A 20,988-nucleotide genomic window follows, 5' to 3' on the forward strand; every position below is an offset into this window, starting at 1 on the left:
TCACCGGTGGAGCTGTGGCGCGGTCAGGCCTTCTTGGCCGTCTTCTTCGCCGGAGCCTTCTTGGCCGGCGCCTTCTTGGCGGCGGTCTTCTTGGCCGGGGCCTTCTTGGCCGGCGTCTTCTTGGCGGGCGCCTTCTTCGCCGTCGTGGTCTTCTTGGCCGGCGCCTTCTTGGCAGCCGCGGTCGTCTTCTTGGCCGGGGCCTTCTTGGCCGGAGCCGCCTTCGTCGCAGGAGCCTTCTTGGCCGGCGCCTTCTTCGCCGGCGCCTTCTTGGCCGGAGCCTTGGCCGTCGTGGTCTTCTTGGCGGTCGTCTTCTTGGCCGCCGCAGTCGCCTTCTTGGCGGCCGGGGCCGCCGCAGCGACCGTCAGCTTCGGCAGCTTCTTGGCACCCGAGACGACGTTCTTCAGGTCCTGGCCGGGGCTGAACTTCGGCACCGCCGTCTTCTTCGCCTTCATGCGCGCCCCGGTCTGCGGGTTGCGGACCCAACGGGCCTCGCGGACGCGCTTCTCGAAGGAGCCGAAGCCGGTGATCGCGACCTTCTCCCCCTTGGCGACCTCGCGGGTGATCGTGTCGAGCACGGCGTCGAGCGCATGTGCCGCGGCCTTCTTGTTCCCCTCGAAACGCGCTGACAGCGCGTCGATCAGCTGTGACTTGTTCACGGACTTCCCATCCCTCTTGAACGCTCGGCGTCGAGCCCCTAGCTCGACGATTCCCTAGGAAAGTTAGGAGTTTCGCGGCCAACCCACAATGACCACGCCGAAACACGCACAGCATTTCTTCGCGGTACAGACACATTCCTCCGGGCCCGGAACCCGCTCAGGACGGGCCAATTCGCCGTTCCCGACCCTTCTGAAGGGCCATGTGGAATGCCCGGGACATGCCGGAATCCCCTTGCAGACAAGGGAATTCCGGCCTGTCGACGCCACGCCACGTCAGTCGAGGACGTCGACAGCGTGGGCACGGAGATGATCCTGCTCAGGTCGTCGCGGGGCGATCGCCTAGCTTCTCTGCGTGACCGGCTTCCAGGCGGGCCTGCTCGCCTCGAACGTCGCGATGTCGGCCTCGTGCCCGAGGGTCAGACCGATGTCGTCGAGCCCCTGCAGCAGCCGCCAGCGCGTGTAGTCGTCGATGTCGAAGGAGTCCTCGACGGCGCCCGGCCCCTCACCCGCACGCACCGTGCGCGACTCGAGGTCGACGGTGACCGTGGCACCCGGGTTGGACTCGAGATGGTCCCAGAGCCGCTGCACGACCTTCTCGTCGACCTGCGCCGCCAGCAGCCCCGCCTTGCCGGAGTTGCCGCGGAAGATGTCGCCGAAGCGCGGGGAGATCACGACGCGGAAGCCGTAGTTCTGCAGCGCCCAGACGGCGTGCTCGCGCGAGGAGCCCGTGCCGAAGTCGGGTCCGGCGACGAGCACCGACCCGGCGGCGTACTCGGGGCGGTTGAGCACGAAGTCGGGGTCGCCGCGCCACGCGGCGAACAGGCCGTCCTCGAAGCCGGTGCGGGTGACCCGCTTGAGGTAGACCGCCGGGATGATCTGGTCGGTGTCGACGTTGCTGCGCCGCAGCGGGACGCCGACGCCGGTGTGCGTGGTGAAGGCGTCCATCACTTCTCCTCGAGGTCGGCGGGGGACGACAGGGTGCCGCGGATCGCGGTCGCCGCGGCGACCGGCACCGACACGAGGTGGGTGCGACCGCCCTTGCCCTGGCGGCCCTCGAAGTTGCGGTTGGACGTCGACGCGCTGCGCTCGCCCGGCGCGAGCTGGTCGGGGTTCATGCCCAGGCACATCGAGCAACCCGCGCCCCGCCACTCGGCGCCGGCCTCCTTGAAGACGACGTCGAGGCCCTCCTGCTCGGCCTGCAGCCGCACCCGCACCGAGCCGGGGACGACGAGCAACCGCGTGCCGTCGGCGACCTTGCGGCCCTTCACGACAGCGGCGGCGGCGCGCAGGTCCTCGATCCGGCCGTTGGTGCACGAGCCGACGAAGACGGTGTCGACGGCGATGTCGCGCATCGGGGTGCCGGCCTCGAGACCCATGTAGGCCAGGGCCTTCTCGGTCGCCATGCGGTCGTTCGCGTCGTCGTAGTCCTCCGGGCTCGGGACCCGGCCGCCCAGCGGTACGCCCTGACCGGGGTTCGTGCCCCAGGTCACGAACGGCGTCATGGTCGAGGCGTCGAGGACGATCTCCTCGTCGAACTCGGCGTCCTCGTCGGTCACCAGGCTGCGCCAGTGCTCCACGGCCTCGACCCACGCCTCGCCCCGCGGGGCCTCGGGGCGGCCCTCGAGGTAGTCGAACGTCGTCTGGTCGGGGGCGATCAGCCCGGCCTTGGCGCCCCACTCGATCGACATGTTGCAGATCGTCATCCGCGCCTCCATCGAGAGCTCCTCGATGGCGGGTCCGCGGTACTCCACGATGTAGCCCTGGCCACCGCCCGTGCCGGTGTGCGCGATCAGGGTGAGCACGAGGTCCTTGGCGGTGACGCCCGGGGGCAGGCTGCCCTCGACGGTGACCGCCATGGTCCGGGGCCGGGCCTGCGGCAGCGTCTGGGTGGCCAGCACGTGCTCGACCTCGGAGGTGCCGATGCCGAAGGCGATCGCGCCGAAGGCGCCGTGGGTGCTGGTGTGGCTGTCGCCGCAGACGATGGTCATGCCGGGCTGTGTCAGGCCGAGCTGCGGGCCGACGACGTGCACGATGCCCTGCTCGACGTCGCCGAGCGGGTGCAGCCGGACGCCGAACTCCTCGGCGTTGCGGCGCAGGGTCTCGACCTGCGTGCGGCTCACCGGGTCGGCGATCGGCTTGTCCCAGTCGAGCGTCGGGACGTTGTGGTCCTCGGTCGCGAGCGTCAGGTCCGGACGCCGCACGCGGCGGCCGGCGAGGCGCAGCCCGTCGAACGCCTGGGGCGAGGTCACCTCGTGGATGAGGTGCAGGTCGATGTAGAGGAGGTCGGGGCCGCCGTCCTCCCCCGCGCGCACGACGTGCTCGTCCCAGACCTTCTCGGCCAGGGTCCTGCCCATGGCGACCTCCCTCGCGACTCCCTGCGGACCGGCGGCAGACCGGTCGTGGCCGCGTCCGGGCCACGTCACACACCGTAGCGGTTGCATCCCATGATCTGAGACGGCAGTATTGCCATATGGACAACACCAGCGGAGTCGGCGTCCTCGACAAGGCCGCCCTGGTCCTCACCGCCCTCGAGTCCGGCCCGGCGACCCTCGCGGGCCTGGTCTCCGGCACGGGCCTGGCCCGCCCCACGGCGCACCGCTTGGCCGTGGCGCTCGAGCACCACCGCCTGGTGGCCCGTGACATGCAGGGCCGTTTCGTGCTCGGCCCGCGGCTGGCCGAGCTGTCGGCGGCCGCCGGCGAGGACCGCCTGCTGGCCACCGCCGGCCCGGTGCTGGCCCGGCTGCGCGACATCACGGGCGAGTCGGCCCAGCTGTGGCGCCGCCAGGGCGAGGTCCGCGTCTGCGTGGCCGCCGCCGAGCGCCCCAGCGGCCTGCGCGACACGATCCCCGTCGGCAGCCAGCTGACCATGCGGGCGGGCTCGGCGGCCCAGGTGCTGCTCGCGTGGGAGGACCCCGAGCGCATGCACCGCGGCCTGCAGAACGCCGCCTTCTCGGCCGCCGCGCTGTCCGGCATCCGCCGCCGCGGCTGGGCGCAGAGCGTCGGCGAGCGCGAGCAGGGCGTCGCCTCGGTGTCCGCACCGGTCCGCTCCCCCGGGGGCAAGATCATCGCCGCCGTGTCGGTCTCCGGGCCGCTCGAGCGGCTCTCGCGCCAGCCCGGCCGGATGCACGCCCCCGCCGTGCTGGCGGCCGCCGAGCGCCTCTCGGAGTCGCTGCGGCGGGCCGCCGCGGCAGAGTAGGCGGGAGCAGCTACCCGTCCACCCCGACGCGGACGTCCGGCTCGTCCGGCTCGTCGGTCGGGTCGAGGAAGACGTGACGCACCTCGGGGTGCGCCTGGCGGAGACGGCGCTCGACCTCGTCGGCGGCCTGCTCGAGCTCGTCGACGGTGGCGCTGTCGTCGAGGTCGACCCGCGCCGCGACGATCACCTCGTCGGGCGCCATCCGCATGGTCATCAGCTCGACGACGCTGTCGATGCCCGGGGAGTCGAGGATCGTCTGCCGCAGCTCGACCTGGGTCTCCTCCGGGAGCGCCTGGCCGATCAGGGCGCTCTTGTTCTGCTGGCCCAGCGACCACGCGACCACGACGAGCAGGAGACCGATCGAGATCGACGCGAGGCCGTCCCACCAGCCCTGCCCCGTCGTGCTGTGCAGGAAGATGCCGAGGGCCGCGAGCACGATGCCGACCAGCGCGGCGGTGTCCTCGAAGGCGACGGTCTTGGCCGTGGGGTCGGGCGTGACCCGCAGGTGGTGGAAGAAGCCGCGGCCGTGCTCGTCGGCCTCGCGGCCGAGCTGCCGCACCGCCTTGAGCCACGAGATGCCCTCGAAGACGAACGACATGCCGAGCACGACGTAGCTGATGGTCAGGGTGCCGAGCTCCTCGGGCTCGAGCACCGCCCGCACACCCTCCATGATCGAGTAGCCCGCGCCGAGCACGAAGATGCCGACCGCGGCCAGCAGCGACCAGAAGTAGCGCTCCATGCCGTACCCGAAGGGGTGCTGGGCGTCCGCCGGCTTCTGGCTGCGGCGCAGCGCGGTCAGCAGGAACACCTGGTTGAGCGTGTCCGCGAAGGAGTGCGCCGCCTCGGCGAGCATCGCCGCCGACCCGGAGATCAGTCCACCGATCAGCTTCGCCACCGCGATCGCGAGGTTGGCGCCACCGGCCAGCAGCACGGTGCCGGTGGACTCGTCGTGCTCGGCCATGGAGTCGCCTTCGGGGTCGGGGGCGGGACTGCTCCGTTGTTCCCCGTGAGCGGCCCGCGCAACCCTGCGCGAACGCGTGTGGCACAGACATTCCACTTCTTGCGCGTTCGAGGCGCATACTGGTGGTGATGGCAACCACACCTGCACGCCCCCGACGTCTCGCCAGCAGTCCGTTCCAGCCCGACCCCGAGCCCGTCATCGAGGAGTTCGAGGTCGGCGAGCTGGTCTCGCACGACACCCACGGCGTGGGCCGTGTCGTCGGCGTGGAGGCCGGCGCCGTGACGGTCGACTTCCGCCCGAAGGTGGTTCGCGTGACGAGCCCCTACGCCAAGATGGGCAAGCTGTAGGCCCACCGGTTCAGGGCGCGACGGCCTCGGCGAGGCTCGCGTCCGTCCAGCCGGGCGTCACGCCCGGGCACCCGAGCACGTAGTCGACGATCGCGGCGTCGTCGAGCCCGTGCGTGCGACGCAGACCGCGCGCGATCGTCGCGACGTACGGCGCCGCGGGCGGGCTCAGTCCCAGCGCCGCCACGTCGGGCGCGCTGAAGGTCAGCACCGGCCGGCCGTCGAGCTCGCCGGCCCGGTGGAGCGTCTCGTAGCGGCCGAGCCCGACCGCGAGCCGCCGCCTGGTCAGCACGGCGGTGAGGTCGTGGTCGGCGCCGGGCTCGCGCCACATCTCCTGCTCGAGCACGTCGGCGAGCTGCCGCGGGGTCACGAGGTACGCCGCGGCCAGGGTCTCGCCGGGCACGTCGGGGTCGTGGAAGGCGATGCCGCCGCCCCAAGGTCGGCGACTCCCACGCGAAGGCCAGGCTGCCCGGCAGCGTGACCGGCCGCGCGTCGAGCGGCGGACCGGGCTCGCGGGCACCGGAGTAGGCGCGGGTCGCGCCGTCCGGCCGGCCGCCGGTGAGGTAGCGGCCGAACCGCTCGGGGTCGAGGTTGGAGCCGTAGCCGGCGTACCAGACGGCCTCGGGGACGGCGCTCAGAACAGCGCGTCCTGCTCGAGGCCGAGCAGCAGCTGCTTGCGCTCGAGCCCGCCGGCGTAGCCGGTCAGCGTGCCGTCGGCACCGATCACCCGGTGGCACGGGATCACGATCGGGATCGGGTTGCGCCCGTTGGCCAGGCCGACGGCCCGCGAGGCGGCGTTGGTCATGCCGAGCCGGTGGGCGATCTGGCCGTAGGACGCGGTCTCGCCGTACCCGATGCCGAGCAGCGCGTCCCACACGCGCTGCTGGAAGGCCGAGCCGTGCGGCGCGAGCGGGAGGTCGAACTCCTTGAGCTCGCGGGCGAAGTAGGCCTCGAGCTGGCTGCGGCACTCGCGCAGCAGCGGGTGGTCGTCGTCGCGCTGGCCGAGTGGTCGACCGTCGACGCTGGGGCGGAACGGCGCGAACTCGATGGCGGTGATCGCACCGCCGTGCTCGACGAGCCGCAGCTCGCCGACGGGGCTGTCCATCACGGTCCACATGTCAGGTCTCCTCGGGTCGGGCGGGCGGCGGCTCGGCCGCCGGGACGGGGGGCATCAGGGTCTGCCACAGGTGCAGGAGGGCGTAGGAGCGCCACGGGGACCACTCCTCGGCGGCCGCGACGACCAGAGCGGGGTCGTGGCCGAGACCGACGAGCGCGTTGCGGACACCGAGGTCGGTGGGCAGGAACACGTCGGGGTGGCCGAGCGCGCGCATGGCGACGTAGTCGGCGGTCCAGGGGCCGATGCCGGGCAGCGCGAGCAGGGCGTCGCGGACGGCGGCGCGGTCGCGGCCGCGGTCGAGGGCGATCGAGCCGTCGGCGAGGCGCTCGGCCAGGGCGACCAGCGCCCGGCCGCGGGCCCGCGGCATCGGCAGCGCCTCCGGGTCGACATCCGCGAGCGTGGCTGCGTCGGGGAACAGGTGGGTCAGCCCGGGGACCGCCGAGCCCACCGGACGGCCGTGCGCGGCGACCAGCCGGCCGGCGACGGTGCGCGCACCGGCGACGCTGACCTGCTGGCCGAGGACCGTGCGCACCGCGACCTCGTCGCCGTCGACCTGCCCGGGGACGCGCAGGCCGGGGTGGCGGCGCACGAGCGGGCCGACGACGGGGTCGCCCGCGAAGTGGGCGTCGACCGCCACCGGGTCGCAGTCGGCGTCGAGGAGCCGGCGGGCCCGCTCGACCGCGGCCGTGGTGTCGCGCAGGTCGGTCAGCTCGAACGTCGCCGGGACGAACGCCGTCTCCCCCGGGGTCGTCGACTGCGCCGCGGCGAGGTCGAGCCGGACCGTGCCGGGGCCGTGGGGCAGGTCGAGCGTGCGCGCGTACCAGCCGGGGCCGACCGCCTCGACGCCCGGCACCACGTGGTGGGCGAGGAAGTCGAGCAGCGCGTCGGCGGCGTACGGCGTGCGGACCGCGAGGCGCATGGTGATCGAGGTGCCCGCGGCCCCCGGTCCCTCGGCGGAGCGGTGCCCCCGCAGCTCGGACGGCGTCGTCGCGTAGACCTCGCGCACGGTGTCGTTGAACTGCCGCACGCTGGAGAAGCCCGCGGCGAATGCCACGTCGGCGTAGGTGAGGTCGGTGGTCTCGATCAGCACGCGGGCGGTCTGCGCGCGGCGGGCGCGGGCCAGGGCGAGGGGCCCGGCGCCGAGCTCGGCGGTGAGCAGGCGGGTGAGGTGGCGCGGGGTGTAGCCGAGGTGGGCGGCCAGGCCCGGGACGCCCTCGCGGTCGACCACGCCGTCGGAGATCAGCCGCATCGCGCGACCGGCGACGTCGGCCGCGACGTCCCAGTCGGGGCTGCCGGGCGTGGCGTCGGGCAGGCAGCGCTTGCAGGCGCGGTAGCCGGCGCCCTGGGCGGACGCGGCACTCGGGTGGAAGGAGACGTTGGCCGGCGCGGGCGTGCGCGCCGGGCACGACGGGCGGCAGTAGATGCCGGTGGTGCGGACCGCGGTGTAGAAGACCCCGTCGAAGCGGCGGTCGCGCGCCTTCACCGCCCGGTAGCAGGACTCGTGGTCGAGAGGGGTCATGGCGACCATCATGCCGGAGGACACCGACCACATCTGGCGGGAATCGGACACGGCCCTGCCTCGGGCGAGGTCCCCGCCCCGGCCCTGCCCCCACAGCAGCCACACCGCACCGACGGCCGCCGCGCCCGACGACGACGAGCGCCCCCTGCACGTCCTGCGATCCGTGCGAGACGCTGTGCCTGCGCGGTCACGAGCTCCACCGCCAGGCCCGGCCAGTAGTGCTCGCTCACCCAGATCTCCGTCACGGCCAGGTCGCCAGGTCCCATGGCACGAGCCCGGGCAGGCGACCCGCGCCGCCACAGCCGGGATCACCCTCGACCCGTCCGGCGCACCGCACCAATCCACTTGCGGCGGCCGCGGGCGGGGTGGTTCGCTCCGGACCGATGACCACCGAACTGACCGACGCCGAGCTCCTCGACGCCTTCCACCGCCAGATCCGGCTCAGCGGCCGCGAGGACGAGCCGGCCCCCGGCATCGTGCGCGACACCGATGGGCCGGTGGCCCGCCGCTACCCGCAGGAGCCGGGCACGTCGTACTGCATGATCGAGTCCCCGCGCGGCCTCGGCGACGACCCCGACCACTGGATCCGACGCCAGGTCGACTTCTTCACCGGTCGCGGCGAGGAGGTCGAGTGGAAGACCTACTCCTACGACGAGCCCGCCGACCTCACCGAGCGGCTGGCCCGCGCCGGCTTCGTGGCGGAGGACCGGGAGGCGCTCCTGCTGGGGGAGGTGGAGGGGCTGATCCACGACGTGGAGCTGCCGCCGGGCGTCCAGCTGCGCCAGGTCGACAGCGACCACGACCTGGGCCGGGTGGACGAGCTGATGAGGACCATCTGGGGACCCGGCCGCGACGACGGCGCGCTGACCCGGGAGATGCGCGCCGATCCCGAGGCGCTCGACGTGGTCGTCGTCGAGGAGTCACCCGAGGGGCCGGTGCTGTGTGCCGCCTGGCTGCGCTACTCGCCCGGCACCGACTTCGCCAGCATGTGGGGCGGCTCGACGCTGCCGCAGTGGCGGCGCAAGGGCCTCTACCGCGCCACCGTCGCCTACCGGGCGCAGCTGGCCCGCGACCGCGGCTTCCGGTTCATGCGCCTCGACACCACGCCCGACTCGCGACCGATCCTGACCCGGCTGGGTCTGCGGCACGTGGCCGACACGACGCCGTACGTGCTCGACGCCCGGCGGGGTGCCTGAGGTCGCGGCTGCGGCTGCTCGCCGCCGCGCCTGCTCGCTGCGCTCGCGGCGCTCCTCTGGTCCGCTGCCGGCTCCGCCGCCGTGGACACCTCGCCGACCCGTCCGAAGCCCAACCCTCGCTCCGCTCGCGTCGGTTTCGGACGGGTCGCCTCCATCCGGTCTCGTCTCACCAATGCAAGAAGGGCCCCGGTCCGCGCTACGCGCGAGACCTGGGCCCTTCTTGCATTGGTACCCCCGACCGGATTCGAACCGGCGCTACCGCCTTGAGAGGGCGGCGTGCTAGGCCGCTACACAACGGGGGCATGTCCTTCAACAGCGGGCGAAAGCCTAGCGACACCGCTTCTTTCGCACCAAATCCCGGCCTTCTCGAACCGATGGACCGGGACTCGCTGGGATACTAGGACTCGAACCTAGACTAACTGGACCAGAACCAGTCGTGCTGCCAATTACACCATATCCCAAGGGGTTCGGACCGCTCGCGAGCTGCTCGTGAGCACCTCTGGCGGACCGGGGAGAAACCTTACACGCGACGCCGGGAGGCCTCCAAAACGGCTGGGTCCGCGGTCGTCGTGAGCCCCATCCGACGGGCCACGAGCACGGCGAGACCGACGTACACGAGCGACTTCACCACGGTCACCGGGATGTCCCACCACGAGCCGCCGGTGGGGTTGAGGGCGTCGCCCATGTCGAGGTAGACCGCCGCCAGCGTGAACGCCACCCAGTTGTTGAGCACGTGGAAGGCGATCCCCGCCTCGAGCCCGCCGGTGAGGATGACGAGCACCCCCGCGACGAGGCCGAAGGCGAGGCGGTCGATGAAGATCGGCACGCTCTGGCCCAGCCCGTGGGCGAGCGCGAACAGCACCGCCGGCCCGATCACCGCGGCGGCGCGGCTGCCGAACAGGCCGCCGAAGGCCTGGGTGAGGTAGCCACGGAACGCGTACTCCTCCCCCACCGCCTGCAGCGGGGTCAGCAGCAGGATCACGAGCAGGAAGTCGCGCATCGTCGGCGACCAGGCGTTCGGGTCTCCGGAGACGTCGCCGCCCGCGGCAGGTGCGGGCACCACCGCGGAGAGCACGAAGTTCACGAGCAGCGCGACCACCGAGAGCCCGACGCAGGCGAGCAGGAAGCGCCACCGGATGCGGGGGCGCACCGAGGCCAGCCACCGCGGCTTGAGCCCGTGCAGCGTGCGGACCACCAGCCAGGTCAGCGGGATCGCGGCCGAGAGGCTCAGCAGCAGGTAGGCCAGCGTGGCCGGCGTGGGGTCGGTGGTGTCGACCAGGGCCTCGAGGTCGCTGCGCAGCACGGCACCGTCGCCGCCGGACTGCACGACGTACCAGACGACGAAGGGGATGATCAGCACGATCGGGGCGACGACGTACATGAGCACGGCCAGCACGAACAGCCCCACCGCGTAGCGCCACTGTCCGCGCTCGCCGGCGCGCAGCAGCAGGTGGTACTCCAGCCACGCGCGCGGGCCGGTGGCCGCCGGCACGGGCTGGGGGTACGCCGGGGGCGGGTACGGCGGCTGGCCCGGCGGCTCCGGCGGGGTGGTCATGCCAGAGCGCCCCGGAGCCGGCCGAGGCTGCGGTCGCGTCCGAGCAGCTCGAGCGACTCGAAGAGCGGCGGCGAGACCCGGCTGCCGGTGACGGCCACCCGCACCGGACCGTAGGCGTGGCGCGGCTTGAGCCCGAGCCCGTCGACGAGGGCTCCCTGCAGCGCCTCCTGGATGGCGCCGGCCGACCACGGGTGCAGGTCCGCGAGCGCGTCGAGCGAGGCCTGCACCACCCCGCGCCCGGCCTCGTCGAGCAGCTTCTCGACGTCGCCGGGGTCGCGGGTGAAGTCGGCCTCGTCGACGAAGAGGAAGCCGAGCATGTCGACGGCCTCGGTCAGCTTGTTCATCCGCTCGCAGACCAGTGGCATCGCCAGCTCGAGCAGCTGGGCGTCGCTGTCGTGCACCGGGTCGCCGACGACCCCTGCCTTCTTGAGGAACGGCAGCACGCGGTGGGTGAGCTCCTCGACCGGGAGCAACCGGACGTGGTCGGCGTTGATGGCCTCGGCCTTCTTGAGGTCGAAGCGCGCCGGGTTGGGGTTCACGTCCTTGATGTCGAAGGCCGCGACCATCTCGTCGAGCGTGAAGACGTCGCGGTCGGGGCCGATGGCCCAGCCCAGCAGCGCGAGGTAGTTGAGGAGGCCCTCGGCCACGAAGCCCTGCTCCCGGTAGGCCAGGGCGTCGGCCTGCGGGTCACGCTTGGAGAGCTTCTTGTTGCCCTCCCCCATCACGTAGGGCAGGTGGCCGAACTCCGGGGTGCGCTGCGCGATGCCGAGCTCGGTCAGCGCGCCGTACAGCGCGATCTGGCGCGGGGTGCTCGAGAGCAGGTCTTCCCCGCGCAGCACGTGGGTGACCTGCATCAGCGCGTCGTCGACGGGGTTGACCAGCGTGTAGAGCGGGTCTCCGTTGGCGCGGCACAGGGCGAAGTCGGGCACGTGCTCGGTCTCGAAGGTGATGTCGCCGCGGACCAGGTCGGTCCACGTGATCGAGCCCTCCGGCATCCGGAACCGCACGACCGGCCGGCGCCCCTCGGCCTCGAAGGCCGCGCGCTGCCCGGCGGAGAGCTCGCGGCAGAAACCGTCATACCCCATCACCTTGGAGCCCGACGCCTTGCGCCGCGCCTCGACCTCGTCGTTGGTGCAGAAGCAGTCGTAGGTGTACGACGAGTCACGCAGCCGCGCGAGCGCGTCGGCGTAGATCTCTCCGCGCTCGCTCTGCCGGTAGGGGCCGTGCGGGCCGCCGACCTCGATGCCCTCGTCCCAGGTGAGGCCGAGCCAGCGCCACAGGTCGAGGATCGCGTCGTAGGACTCCTGGGTGCTGCGCTCCTTGTCGGTGTCCTCCATCCGGAAGACGATCGAGCCCCCGTGGTGGCGCGCGAAGGCCCAGTTGTAGAGGGCCGTGCGCACCAGGCCGACGTGCGGCGATCCGGTCGGGGACGGGCAGAAACGGACGCGGACGTTGCTCAACGCTGGGCCACCTTGTTCGTGAGAGAGCCGAGGCCGGCGATCGAGACCTCGACCTCGTCGCCCACCTCCATCGGTCCGACACCCTCGGGGGTGCCGGTGAGGATCACGTCGCCGGGCAGCAGCGTCATCACGCTGGTGACGTGGGCGATCAGGGTCGGGATGTCGAAGATCAGGTCGCGGGTGTTGCCGTCCTGCTTCAGCTCGCCGTTGAGGTGGGTCTGCACCGCGACCCCGTCGACGAAGGCCTGCGGATCGAGGTCGGTCTCGATCCACGGCCCCAGCGGGCAGAAGGAGTCGAAGCCCTTGGCCCGGGTGAACTGCACGTCGGAGCGCTGCAGGTCGCGCGCGGTCACGTCGTTGCCGATCGTGTAGCCGTGGATCACGTCGGTGGCCTGCTCGGGAGGGACGTCGCGGCAGATCCGGCCGATCACGACCGCCAGCTCGCCCTCGAAGTGCAGCTCCTGCGTCTGGCGCGGGTAGAAGATCGGGTCGCCGGGGCCGACCACGCTGGTGTTGGGCTTGAGGAACATCAACGGCTCGGCGGGCAGGTCGTGCCCGAGCTCGGCGGCGTGCGCCGCGTAGTTGCGGCCGATGCCGACGACCTTGCTGCGCGGGAGCACCGGTGCGAGCAGCCGGACGTCCTCGAGGCGGTGCTCCTCGTCGAGCAGCTTCAGCCCGACGTAGAGCGGGTCGCCGGCGAGCGCCACGACCCGGGCGTCCTCGGACGGCTGGCCGAACTGGTCGAGCTCGCCCGTGACGACGCCGTACTGGGGGTCCCCGCCGGTGGTGAATCTCGCGATGCGCACGCCCGCGAGCCTAGCGAGCACCGCGCGGCGCGGGCTCAGCCGGTGGCGGCCGCCCGGCCGAGCGCGTCGAGCGTGCGGGCGACGTCGTCGTCGGACGTCGACCAGTTGCTCACCGACAGCCGCAGCACCGCGCGGTCGTGCCACGTCGAGCCGGACGTCCAGGCCGTGCCGTCCTCGAGCATCCGCGCCACCACGCCGCGGGTGCGGTCGTCGTCGCCGAACGAGGCGCAGACCTGGGTGAACACCACGTCGTGGAGCACCTCGGCGCCCGGCAGCGCCGCGATGCCGGTGGCGAACGTCGCGGCGTGGCCGGCCATCCGGTCGACCAGCTCCTCGACCCCGGAGCGGCCGAGGGCCCGCAGCACGGCCCACACCGTCGCGGCGCGGTTGCGCCGGCTCAGCTCGGGCACCTTCTCGAACGGGTCGCCGGCGGCGTCCTGGATGAGGTAGGGCCCGACCATCGACATCGCGGCGCGCAGGTCGGCGGGGTCGCGGACGATCGCGAGCCCGCAGTCGTAGGGCACGTTGAGGGTCTTGTGCGCGTCGCTGGCCCACGAGTCGGCGTCCTCGTAGCCGCGGACGAGGTGCCGGTACGACGCGGACGCGCCCGCGAACAGCCCGAAGGCGCCGTCGACGTGGACCCAGGCGCCGTGCTCGTGGGCCACCGTGATCGCCTCGGCGAAGGGGTCGAAGGCGCCCGAGTGGACGTTGCCCGCCTGCAGCGAGACGACCGTCGGGCGCGGGTCGCCGTCCTCGAGGGCGGCGCGCAGCGCGTCGACGACGACGCGGCCCTGGTCGTCGGCGGCGACCGGCTCGGGCTCGCCGAGGCCGAGGTAGCGCAGCACCAGGTCGACGGAGTCGTGCCGCTCCTCCCCCACGAGCACGCGGACGCCCGGCGAACCCACCAGGCCGCGGGCCGCGACGTCCCACCCGGCGCGGCGCAGCACGGCGTCCCGGCCGGCGGCGAGGCAGGTGAAGTTGGCCATGGTGCCGCCGGTGACGAACCCGACCGCCGCACCGGCGGGGAGCCCGAGGAGGTCGACGACCCACGCCTCGGCGACGTCCTCGACCGCCGTGGCAGCCGGGGTGACCGTGCGCAGGCCCGCGTTCTGGTCCCAGGCGGAGACCAGCCAGTCCGCGGCGAGCGCGGCCGGGTGGGTGCCGCCGATCACGAATCCGAAGAACCGGCCCGCGGGCATCGCCGTGAGCCCGGGCTCCGACGCCGTGGCCAGCAGGTCCACCACGTCGGCGGGGTCTGTCGGGCCGTCCGGAAGCTCGCGACCGAGGGCGTCGGCGACGCCGGCGACCGACGCGCGCGGCGGCACCGGACGGTCGGGCAGGGAGTCGAGCCAGTCGACGGCGTGGGCACAGGCGCGGTCGAGCGCCCCGGGTTCGGGGTCCATCGGCCCATCGTCCTACCCTCGACCGGTGGTGGTCGAGGTCCTGTCCGAGGAGGTCTGGCGGTCGCGTGCCGCGGCGCACGCCGCCCGGGTCGACGCCCTCGTCGCCCCGCACCTCGCCCGGCGTCGCCACGGCGAGAAGCACCCCGTCCACGACTTCCTGTTCACCTACTACTCCCAGCGCCCGGCGCAGCTGCGACGCTGGCACCCCGGGTGGGGCGTGGCGCTCGCGGGGGCGGAGGAGTACGCCGGGCTGAAGGGCTACGAGGAACGGGTCGTGTGCCCCACACCACCCTCCGGGGTGGCCTCGGGCACACGACCCGCACGGGCGGTCTCGCGCAGCCACCTGGCGTCGCAGCGGCCGCTCGTCGAGGGCATCCACGCGCTGCTCGTGGCGACCGCGGGACGGGCGCCGCAGCTCGGCTGCTTCGGTCTGCACGAGTGGGCGATGGTGCACGGCCAGGACGAGACCCGGCACTCCTGGCCCCTGCGCCTGGGCCGCGCCGGCACCGACGAGGTCGTCGAGTCGCACCGCATCGCCTGCTCCCACTTCGACGCCTACCGGTTCTTCACCCCGACCGCGCGACCGCTCAACCGGTTGCGGCCCGGCCGCGACGACCGCGCGGCGTACGAGCAGCCGGCCTGCCTGCACGCCGGCATGGACCTCTACAAGCACGCCTTCCGGCTGACACCACTGGTGCCCTCGGAGCTGGTCGCGGACTGCTTCGAGCTCGCCCGCGCGATCCGCGAGCTCGACATGCGGGCCGCGCCGTACGACCTGCGCGACCTCGGCTTCGAGCCGGTGCGGATCGAGACCCCCGAGGGCAAGCAGGAGTACGTCGCGGCGCAGCGCGGCTTCGCCGAGCGCGGCGCACCGCTGCGGCAGCGGCTGGTCGAGGAGTGCGAGCGGCTCCTGCTGGCCGCCGGGCCGGGCCCGGAGGCTCAGGCGACGGGCAGCGTGAGCGTGAAGCAGGCGCCGCCGCCCGGTGCGCGGACGTAACCGACCCGGCCCCCGTTGGCCTCCGCCAGCCGCCGGACGAGGTAGAGGCCGAAGCCCGTACCGGCGTGCCGCCCGGCGACCCCGGGGCTCGCCCGGGCGAACCGCTGGAACAACTCGCCGACGAACTCCTCGGGCACTCCCTCGCCGTGGTCCGTGACCGCCAGCCATGCCTCGGAGCCGTCGGTGCCGGTGGTGAGCACGACGGGCGGTCGGCCGTAGCGCACGGCGTTGGCGAGGAGGTTGACCAGGGCCTGCCGGACCTGGACGGCGTCGACGTCGACCTCCGCGTCGCCGGAGAGGTCGACCACGACGTCGACGTCCTCCATCGCCGCTGCGGCGTCCTCGGCGAGCGAGGAGAGGCGGGTCCGCACCGGGCGGCTCATGAGCGTCCCGGTGTCGACGTTCACCAGCGTCAGGATGTCGTGCACCAGCGCGTCGATGCGGCGGGCCGAGCGCTCCGCGCGGACCACGAGGTCCCGGAGCGTGTCAGGCGATGCGCCGTCCCACTGGCGGAGCGAGACCTGGAGGAACCCGAGGACCCCCTGGAGGGGCTGCCGGATGTCGTGCCCGAGCATGCCGATCATGTCGCCGAGCGCGCCGTTCGCCTCGCTGAGCTGCTGGTTGGCGACGGCCAGGTCCTCGGCGGCCCGACGGAGCTCGGTCTCGTCCTGGGTGGTGCCGGTGACGCGGACGACGGCGCCGGCGGCGTCCCGCTCCACCCGCCCGACGCTGCGCACGTACCTGACCTCGCCGCTCGGGAGCAGCAGGCGGTAGGCCGCGTCGTAGCCCTCGTCCAGGCTCGTGAGGCGCTCCCGCAGCGCGGTCACCCGGGCCTGGTCCTCCGGGTGCACCCGCGCCAGGTGGGTCTCGGCAGCGGGCTGCACCCAGCCCGCCTCCCCGGGCCGGGCCGCCGGGTCGTAGCCGAGGATGCGGTACATCTCGGCCGACCAGGTGGTCTCGCCGGTGCCCGGGTAGAAGACCCAGCTGCCGGCCTTGGCCATCTCCTGCGCCGTGTCGAGCTCGCGCTGCGCCTCGACCCGCGGCGTCACGTCGGTGACCAGGACGAAGAAGCCGACCACCTCGCCGTCCACCACGTCGGGCACGTAGGACGCCTGGCTGTGCCGCACCCGGCCGGTGGGATCGACGAGGGTGCGCGTGAAGAGCTGCTCCTCCCCGGCGAGCGCGCCGAGGATGTGGGGGAGGTTCTTGGCGTAGACCTCCTCGCCGAGGACCTCGCGGATGTGCACGCCGCGCATGGCGTCCGGCGAGACGCCGAACCACTCGACGTACGCCTGGTTGGCCACGACGTTGCGCTGGTCCCGGTCCCAGAAGGCCACCAGCGCTGGGAGATGGTCGAAGAGGCGGCGCAGCCGGCGTCCCTCGAGCGCGTCGAGCGCCGTCGGGTCGGGGTGCGGGCTCACGGCCGGCTCCGCCCGGCCAGCCGGGCGTCCAGCGCGGCCCGCTGCTCGGCCCGCTGCTCGGCCTGGTGCTCGGCCCGGAGCTCGGCGAGGCGGGCGCGCAGATCGGCGTCCTGCATCACCTGCCAGACCAGGCCGCAGTCCTCGGGGCCGGTCGCGCCGGGGAAGCAGAGCGTGCAGGCGTCACCCGGGCGCACCGGGCACCGGGGCGCGGCCCGGCCGCCGGCGCCCCGCGCGCGGCCTCGCGGGCCGCCTGCTGCTCCTCCCACACCGCCACGCTAGGAGGCCGGGGCAGTGCGGCGCAGGGACAAAGGTCCCGCGGGCACGGGACAACGAGCCGCGCAGCACGTCACAGGCGGTCCACGGAGGACTCGACGTGCAGGTCGGGGCTGTGCCCCATCAGCCAGACCAGCCCGCAGTCGGACGGGCCGGCGACGCCGGGCACGCAGCGCGTGCACAGGTCCCCGGGCCGCACCGGGCAGGGCTCAGCAGTTCCGGTCGCCTCGACGGCGGCAGCGCCCTTCCTCACGACACCACCGTAGGCAGGTCGCCTGGTCCCGGCGCCGGGACCAGCGTGCTGTTCACCAGTTTCGAGGACGTGGCCGCCCCCTCGCGCCCTGTCGGCGGGTGCGGGCAGGATCGCGGCATGGAGTTCACCTCCCCCCTGTGGGAGCACCACGGCGAGGGCGCGTGGGTCTTCGTGACCGTGCCCGCCGACGTCTCCGAGGAGGTCCGCCTGCTCGCCGGCGAGCCCCGCGGCTTCGGGTCGGTGCGCGTCGAGGTCGAGGTCGGCGCCACGACCTGGCGGACCTCGGTGTTCCCGGACGCCGCCAGCGGGTGCTTCGTGCTGCCGGTCAAGAAGGCCGTGCGCCGCGCCGAGGACGTGGAGGTCGGGGAGCCGGTGACCGTGCGCCTGCGCGTGCTCGGCTCGGGCTAGTCTGCGCCGCATGAACGAGGCGTCGGAGAGGGTCCTCAGCAACTTCATGAGCGCCGACGGGCGACTGCACACGATCCCGACCAAGCACGCCAAGCTGCTGGTCGTGCTCGACCGCCTGTCCCAGGAGTTCGAGCCCGGGCGGACCTACGCCGAGGCGGAGGTCAACGAGACGTTGCTGCGCTTCCACCCCGACTACGCCGCGCTGCGGCGCTACCTGGTGGAGAACCAGTTCCTGACCCGCGAGGAGGGCCGGTACTGGCGCAGCGGTGGGACGTTCGAGGTCTGAGGTGACGTCACAGGGGGCCCGGCCACCGGCCGAGGGACGCGCCTTCCGGGGCGAGGACTGGTACGCCGAGGACCTCGGCGCCGCGCGGTTCACCGACTGCACCTTCGACGACGTCGACCTGACCGAGGCGAGGACCTCGGGCGCGACCTTCGAGTCGTGCACGTTCCGCGGCTGCCGGTTCAACTCCTCGGTGCACACCGCGACGGCGTTCGTGGCCTGCGACTTCCGCCGCAGCAGCTTCTTCGACGCCACGCTCGACGGCTGCAAGCTGGTCGGGTCCGTGTTCGCGGAGTGCACGATGCGCCCCCTCACCGTGCGCGGCGGCCAGTGGCGGGGCGTCACCGTGCGCGGCACCACCCTGGCCAGGCTCGACCTGACCGGTGTCGACCTCTCCGAGGCCGACCTGTCGCTCTCGGACCTGAGCGGCGCCGTGCTGCGCGACGTACGCCTCGACGGCGCGACCGTCCACGACACCGACCTCACCGACGCCGACCTGCGCGGGGCCTCCCTGCCCGGCGTGGACCTGCGCGCCGCGCGGCTGCGCAACACCCGGCTCGATCTCGTCGGCGCGGTGCAGCTGGCCGAGCTGCACGGCGCCGTGGTCGACGCCGGGGCCGGGGTCGGCGAGTGAGGCTCGCGGCGCTGCCCCTGCTCGTTGCCGTCTCCCTGGCTGGCCCGGCCGGCCTGGCCGCCTGCAGCTCCCCCGAGGAACCGCTGTTCTCGACGCCGGGCGGCGCGGGGCCGCCAGCCGTGTCGAGCCCCAGCGGACCCGAGCCGACGCCGTCGGCCACCCACAGCGCCCCGGCCGCGGAGCCGCCCTCCCCCGCGCCCTCCCCGACGGCGACCCGGACGCCGCGGCCGTCCGACCCGCGCTGGCGGTTCTTCACCGACGACCGCACCCGTTGGTCGTCGCCGTGGTTCGCCGGGCGGCACCGCGTGATGATCCCGTTCGGCTGCACGCCCGCGCCCTACTACGACTCCGACCCCGGCTGCCCCGGCGGCCAGGGCTTCCACCACGGCGTCGACGTGGCCATGCCGTGCGGCGTCCCGCTGCGTGTCGGCCGTGCGGCGCTGGTCCTCGCGCACGACACGCTCGGCCCGGCGTACGGCGTCGACCCGGTGCTGCTGCGCGTCGGCGCCCGCGACGTCGTCATCGGCCACACCACCCGCGTGTTCGTCCGGCCCGGCGACCGGCTCGCCCGGGGAGACCTGTTCGCCCGCGTCGGCGACAGCGGCGCCCCCGACGGCTGCCACCTGCACTTCGAGGTGCGCCCTGCCGGCGGCGACTACACCACCGCCGTCGCCCCGGAGCGCCTGCTCGACCTGGGGTGAGCCGGTGGCCCGCGCCGACCCGGGTGGTCGAAGACGGGTCGCGCCGTGCCCACCTGGGGCACACTGCGCCCATGGACCTCGACGCCCTGCAGCCGACCTCGCCCCCGCTCTCCGCTGCCTCTGCGGCCGAGGTGGCAGGCGCCGCCAGGACGCTCGGGACCCGCTTCCCGGCGGGCTACGGGGAGTTCGCGCAACGCTTCGGCTCGGGAGCCGTCGGCGACATCGTGCGCGTGTACGGCCCCGACCGGGTCGTGGAGATGACCCACGAGTGGCGCGAGCGGGTGCGCGAGTACTGGTTCTGGGAGACCGAGGGCACCGGGGTCACGCGCGAGCAGCTCCAGGCCCGGGGTGTCCTCGTGGCGGACACGTTCAACGGTGACGAAGTGTGCTTCGTCGACAGCGCGCCCGACCGGTGCGTCGTGCTGCCGCGCGACTCGGACAACGCGGTCGTGGTCACCGGCGGGATGGCCAACGTCCTGACCTGGCTGCTCGAGTCGGGCGAGCTGGTCGAACCCGTGACCGCGCTCACCTTCGACCCCTTCCCGGCGGCCGACTGAGCCGCTCCCGGCTATCCGCTCACGGTGCCGTGCTCGACGCAGGTGGCCGTCCAGTCGCGGGGGGTGACCTGGACCTTCATCCGGCGCCGGCAGCGCGTGCAGAAGCGCGGCGGCTCCATCGCGAGGCGGGTGCGGCAGGTGGCGTGGTCCTCGGCGGCGAGCGGCTGCCCGCAGTGGCCGCAGTACTCCCCGGTCGTCGGCTCGGTCATGACGCTGCCGCGACCTCAGAGGGTCTTGGCGAGCTCCTTGATGGGCATCTTGAGCTCGGTGAGGAGCGCGAGGTCCTCGTCGGCGTCGCGGCCCAGCGTGGTCAGGTAGTTGCCGACGATGACGGCGTTGATGCCGCCGAGGAGGCCGTCGCGGGTGCCGAGGTCGCCGAGGGTGAGCTCGCGGCCGCCGGCGTAGCGGAGCACCGTGCGCGGCATCGCGAGCCGGAAGGCCGCGATCGTGCGCAGCGCGTCGGCGGAGCCCATCAGCGGCAGGTCACCGAACGGCGTGCCGGGGCGCGGGTTGAGGAAGTTCAGCGGCACCTCGTGCGGGTCGAGCTCCGCGAGCTGCGCGGCGAGCTCGGCCCGCTGCTCCAGCGTCTCACCCATGCCGACCAGGCCGCCGCAGCACAGCTCCATGCCCGACTCGCGCACCATCTGGCAGGTGTCCCAGCGCTCCTCGTAGGAGTGCGTCGTCACCACGGAGGGGAAGTAGGACTTCGCCGCCTCGAGGTTGTGGTTGTAGCGGTGCACGCCCATCGCCCGCAGCTCGTCGACCTGCTCCTGCGTGAGCATCCCCAGCGAGCAGGCGACGTTGATGTCGACGGCCTCCTGGATCGCCGCGACCCCCTCGCGGACCTGCGACATCAGCCGCTCGTCGGGGCCGCGCACCGCCGCCACGATGCAGAACTCGGTCGCGCCCGTCGCGGCGGTCTCCTTGGCCGCCTGCACCAGCTGCGGCACGTCGAGCCACACCGAGCGCACCGGCGAGGTGAACTGGCCCGACTGGCTGCAGAAGTGGCAGTCCTCCGGACAGCCGCCGGTCTTGAGGCTGATGATCCCCTCGACCTCGACCTCGGGACCGCAGTGCGCCATCCGCACGGCGTGGGCGAGGTCGAGCAGCTCGGGGATCCGGTCGTCCGGGAGGCGCAGCACCTCGACCAGGTCGTCGTACGCGAGTCCGACGCCGTCGTCGAGGACCTGCTGGCGGGCGCGTTCGAGGATGTCCGTCACGCCGACGAGGCTAGCGCCCGGACGCCCG

25 protein-coding genes and 2 tRNA genes are annotated in these 20,988 nt (G+C 73.4%); 9 read left to right on the forward strand and 18 right to left on the reverse strand.

Annotated elements, in window-relative coordinates; all coding sequences use genetic code 11:
• Positions 1 to 23 precede the first annotated feature (23 nt).
• From ACFPGP_RS20940 to leuC, 3 genes are all read right to left on the reverse strand, one after another.
• On the reverse strand, positions 24 to 656 hold the full coding sequence (locus ACFPGP_RS20940) for an HU family DNA-binding protein (RefSeq protein ID WP_378593067.1): 633 nt from the start codon (positions 654 to 656) through the stop codon (positions 24 to 26).
• Between the two features lie 339 nt (positions 657 to 995).
• The gene (gene leuD, locus ACFPGP_RS20945; protein ID WP_378593068.1) at positions 996 to 1,601 is read right to left on the reverse strand and encodes a 3-isopropylmalate dehydratase small subunit; all 606 of its coding nucleotides are present in this window, start codon (positions 1,599 to 1,601) and stop codon (positions 996 to 998) included.
• Complete coding sequence (leuC, locus tag ACFPGP_RS20950; protein ID WP_378593070.1) at positions 1,601 to 3,010, reverse strand: 3-isopropylmalate dehydratase large subunit; 1,410 nt, start codon at positions 3,008 to 3,010, stop codon at positions 1,601 to 1,603. The genes leuD and leuC overlap by 1 nt, the downstream gene beginning before the upstream one ends.
• Positions 3,011 to 3,126: 116 nt before the next feature.
• Here leuC and ACFPGP_RS20955 point away from each other — a divergent pair, with 116 nt between their 5' ends.
• Complete coding sequence (locus tag ACFPGP_RS20955; protein ID WP_378593072.1) at positions 3,127 to 3,852, forward strand: IclR family transcriptional regulator; 726 nt, start codon at positions 3,127 to 3,129, stop codon at positions 3,850 to 3,852.
• Between the two features lie 10 nt (positions 3,853 to 3,862).
• Here ACFPGP_RS20955 and ACFPGP_RS20960 read toward each other — a convergent pair whose 3' ends face one another.
• The gene (locus ACFPGP_RS20960) at positions 3,863 to 4,813 is read right to left on the reverse strand and encodes a cation diffusion facilitator family transporter (RefSeq protein ID WP_378593074.1); all 951 of its coding nucleotides are present in this window, start codon (positions 4,811 to 4,813) and stop codon (positions 3,863 to 3,865) included.
• Between the two features lie 128 nt (positions 4,814 to 4,941).
• Here ACFPGP_RS20960 and ACFPGP_RS20965 point away from each other — a divergent pair, with 128 nt between their 5' ends.
• Positions 4,942 to 5,160, forward strand: a complete 219-nt coding sequence (locus ACFPGP_RS20965) for a CarD family transcriptional regulator (protein ID WP_378593076.1) — start codon at positions 4,942 to 4,944, stop codon at positions 5,158 to 5,160.
• Positions 5,161 to 5,170: 10 nt separating this feature from the next.
• Here the strand turns inward: ACFPGP_RS20965 and ACFPGP_RS20970 are convergent, their stop codons facing one another.
• From ACFPGP_RS20970 to ACFPGP_RS20980, 3 genes are all read right to left on the reverse strand, one after another.
• The gene (locus tag ACFPGP_RS20970) at positions 5,171 to 5,560 is read right to left on the reverse strand and encodes a hypothetical protein (protein WP_378593078.1); all 390 of its coding nucleotides are present in this window, start codon (positions 5,558 to 5,560) and stop codon (positions 5,171 to 5,173) included.
• A 231-nt stretch (positions 5,561 to 5,791) separates the two neighbouring features.
• Positions 5,792 to 6,274: a methylated-DNA--[protein]-cysteine S-methyltransferase gene (locus ACFPGP_RS20975; RefSeq protein ID WP_378593080.1), complete on the reverse strand. Its 483-nt coding sequence runs from the start codon at positions 6,272 to 6,274 to the stop codon at positions 5,792 to 5,794.
• 1 nt (position 6,275) lies between these two features.
• Positions 6,276 to 7,844, reverse strand: a complete 1,569-nt coding sequence (locus tag ACFPGP_RS20980) for an AlkA N-terminal domain-containing protein (protein WP_378593082.1) — start codon at positions 7,842 to 7,844, stop codon at positions 6,276 to 6,278.
• A gap of 332 nt (positions 7,845 to 8,176) precedes the next feature.
• On the opposite strand from ACFPGP_RS20980, the gene ACFPGP_RS20985 reads away from it, so the two are divergent.
• The gene (locus tag ACFPGP_RS20985) at positions 8,177 to 8,989 is read left to right on the forward strand and encodes a GNAT family N-acetyltransferase (RefSeq protein WP_378593084.1); all 813 of its coding nucleotides are present in this window, start codon (positions 8,177 to 8,179) and stop codon (positions 8,987 to 8,989) included.
• Positions 8,990 to 9,215: 226 nt separating this feature from the next.
• Here the strand turns inward: ACFPGP_RS20985 and ACFPGP_RS20990 are convergent.
• The 6 genes from ACFPGP_RS20990 to ACFPGP_RS21015 all read right to left on the reverse strand — a co-directional run bounded on the left by ACFPGP_RS20990 (position 9,216) and on the right by ACFPGP_RS21015 (position 14,213).
• Positions 9,216 to 9,291 (reverse strand) — tRNA-Glu (locus ACFPGP_RS20990).
• A gap of 87 nt (positions 9,292 to 9,378) precedes the next feature.
• Positions 9,379 to 9,450 (reverse strand) — tRNA-Gln (locus ACFPGP_RS20995).
• Positions 9,451 to 9,509: 59 nt separating this feature from the next.
• Positions 9,510 to 10,544, reverse strand: coding sequence for a CPBP family intramembrane glutamic endopeptidase (locus ACFPGP_RS21000; RefSeq protein ID WP_378593086.1), 1,035 nt, complete (start codon positions 10,542 to 10,544; stop codon positions 9,510 to 9,512).
• On the reverse strand, positions 10,541 to 12,004 hold the full coding sequence (gene gltX, locus ACFPGP_RS21005; protein WP_378593088.1) for a glutamate--tRNA ligase: 1,464 nt from the start codon (positions 12,002 to 12,004) through the stop codon (positions 10,541 to 10,543). Before gltX ends, ACFPGP_RS21000 begins: the two co-directional genes overlap by 4 nt.
• On the reverse strand, positions 12,001 to 12,810 hold the full coding sequence (locus ACFPGP_RS21010) for a fumarylacetoacetate hydrolase family protein (RefSeq protein ID WP_378593090.1): 810 nt from the start codon (positions 12,808 to 12,810) through the stop codon (positions 12,001 to 12,003). The genes gltX and ACFPGP_RS21010 overlap by 4 nt, the downstream gene beginning before the upstream one ends.
• Positions 12,811 to 12,845: 35 nt before the next feature.
• The gene (locus ACFPGP_RS21015) at positions 12,846 to 14,213 is read right to left on the reverse strand and encodes a pyridoxal phosphate-dependent decarboxylase family protein (protein WP_378593092.1); all 1,368 of its coding nucleotides are present in this window, start codon (positions 14,211 to 14,213) and stop codon (positions 12,846 to 12,848) included.
• 25 nt (positions 14,214 to 14,238) lie between these two features.
• Here ACFPGP_RS21015 and ACFPGP_RS21020 point away from each other — a divergent pair, with 25 nt between their 5' ends.
• Entirely contained in the window at positions 14,239 to 15,210 is a 972-nt protein-coding gene (locus ACFPGP_RS21020; protein WP_378593094.1) for a 3-methyladenine DNA glycosylase, read from the forward strand.
• Here the strand turns inward: ACFPGP_RS21020 and ACFPGP_RS21025 are convergent.
• From ACFPGP_RS21025 to ACFPGP_RS21035, 3 genes are all read right to left on the reverse strand, one after another.
• Positions 15,153 to 16,631, reverse strand: a complete 1,479-nt coding sequence (locus ACFPGP_RS21025; RefSeq protein WP_378593096.1) for a sensor histidine kinase — start codon at positions 16,629 to 16,631, stop codon at positions 15,153 to 15,155. The genes ACFPGP_RS21020 and ACFPGP_RS21025 overlap by 58 nt on opposite strands.
• Positions 16,628 to 16,897 (reverse strand): DUF6767 domain-containing protein, encoded by a 270-nt coding sequence (locus ACFPGP_RS21030; protein ID WP_378593098.1) that lies wholly within the window; start codon positions 16,895 to 16,897, stop codon positions 16,628 to 16,630. Before ACFPGP_RS21030 ends, ACFPGP_RS21025 begins: the two co-directional genes overlap by 4 nt.
• Positions 16,898 to 16,977: 80 nt before the next feature.
• Complete coding sequence (locus ACFPGP_RS21035) at positions 16,978 to 17,157, reverse strand: DUF6767 domain-containing protein (RefSeq protein ID WP_378593100.1); 180 nt, start codon at positions 17,155 to 17,157, stop codon at positions 16,978 to 16,980.
• 117 nt (positions 17,158 to 17,274) lie between these two features.
• Between ACFPGP_RS21035 and ACFPGP_RS21040 the strand changes: the two genes are divergently transcribed.
• The 5 genes from ACFPGP_RS21040 (at position 17,275) to ACFPGP_RS21060 (ending at position 19,740) form a co-directional block, all read left to right on the forward strand.
• Positions 17,275 to 17,565, forward strand: a complete 291-nt coding sequence (locus ACFPGP_RS21040) for a DUF1905 domain-containing protein (protein WP_378593102.1) — start codon at positions 17,275 to 17,277, stop codon at positions 17,563 to 17,565.
• Positions 17,566 to 17,575: 10 nt separating this feature from the next.
• On the forward strand, positions 17,576 to 17,851 hold the full coding sequence (locus ACFPGP_RS21045; RefSeq protein WP_378593104.1) for a DUF2087 domain-containing protein: 276 nt from the start codon (positions 17,576 to 17,578) through the stop codon (positions 17,849 to 17,851).
• A 1-nt stretch (position 17,852) separates the two neighbouring features.
• Entirely contained in the window at positions 17,853 to 18,482 is a 630-nt protein-coding gene (locus ACFPGP_RS21050; RefSeq protein WP_378593106.1) for a pentapeptide repeat-containing protein, read from the forward strand.
• Positions 18,479 to 19,183 carry a M23 family metallopeptidase gene (locus tag ACFPGP_RS21055; RefSeq protein ID WP_378593107.1) on the forward strand — a complete coding sequence of 235 codons (705 nt, stop codon included), beginning with the start codon at positions 18,479 to 18,481 and terminating at the stop codon, positions 19,181 to 19,183. Before ACFPGP_RS21050 ends, ACFPGP_RS21055 begins: the two co-directional genes overlap by 4 nt.
• A gap of 71 nt (positions 19,184 to 19,254) precedes the next feature.
• Positions 19,255 to 19,740 (forward strand): hypothetical protein, encoded by a 486-nt coding sequence (locus ACFPGP_RS21060; protein WP_378593109.1) that lies wholly within the window; start codon positions 19,255 to 19,257, stop codon positions 19,738 to 19,740.
• An 11-nt stretch (positions 19,741 to 19,751) separates the two neighbouring features.
• Here ACFPGP_RS21060 and bsaP read toward each other — a convergent pair whose 3' ends face one another.
• Both bsaP and bioB read right to left on the reverse strand, forming a co-directional pair.
• Complete coding sequence (gene bsaP / locus ACFPGP_RS21065; RefSeq protein ID WP_378593111.1) at positions 19,752 to 19,949, reverse strand: biotin synthase auxiliary protein BsaP; 198 nt, start codon at positions 19,947 to 19,949, stop codon at positions 19,752 to 19,754.
• Between the two features lie 15 nt (positions 19,950 to 19,964).
• Positions 19,965 to 20,960, reverse strand: coding sequence for a biotin synthase BioB (bioB, locus tag ACFPGP_RS21070; RefSeq protein ID WP_378593113.1), 996 nt, complete (start codon positions 20,958 to 20,960; stop codon positions 19,965 to 19,967).
• Between the last annotated feature and the right edge of the window lie 28 nt (positions 20,961 to 20,988).

Source organism: Nocardioides taihuensis, assembly GCF_042657275.1.
Taxonomy (GTDB): domain Bacteria; phylum Actinomycetota; class Actinomycetes; order Propionibacteriales; family Nocardioidaceae; genus Nocardioides; species Nocardioides taihuensis.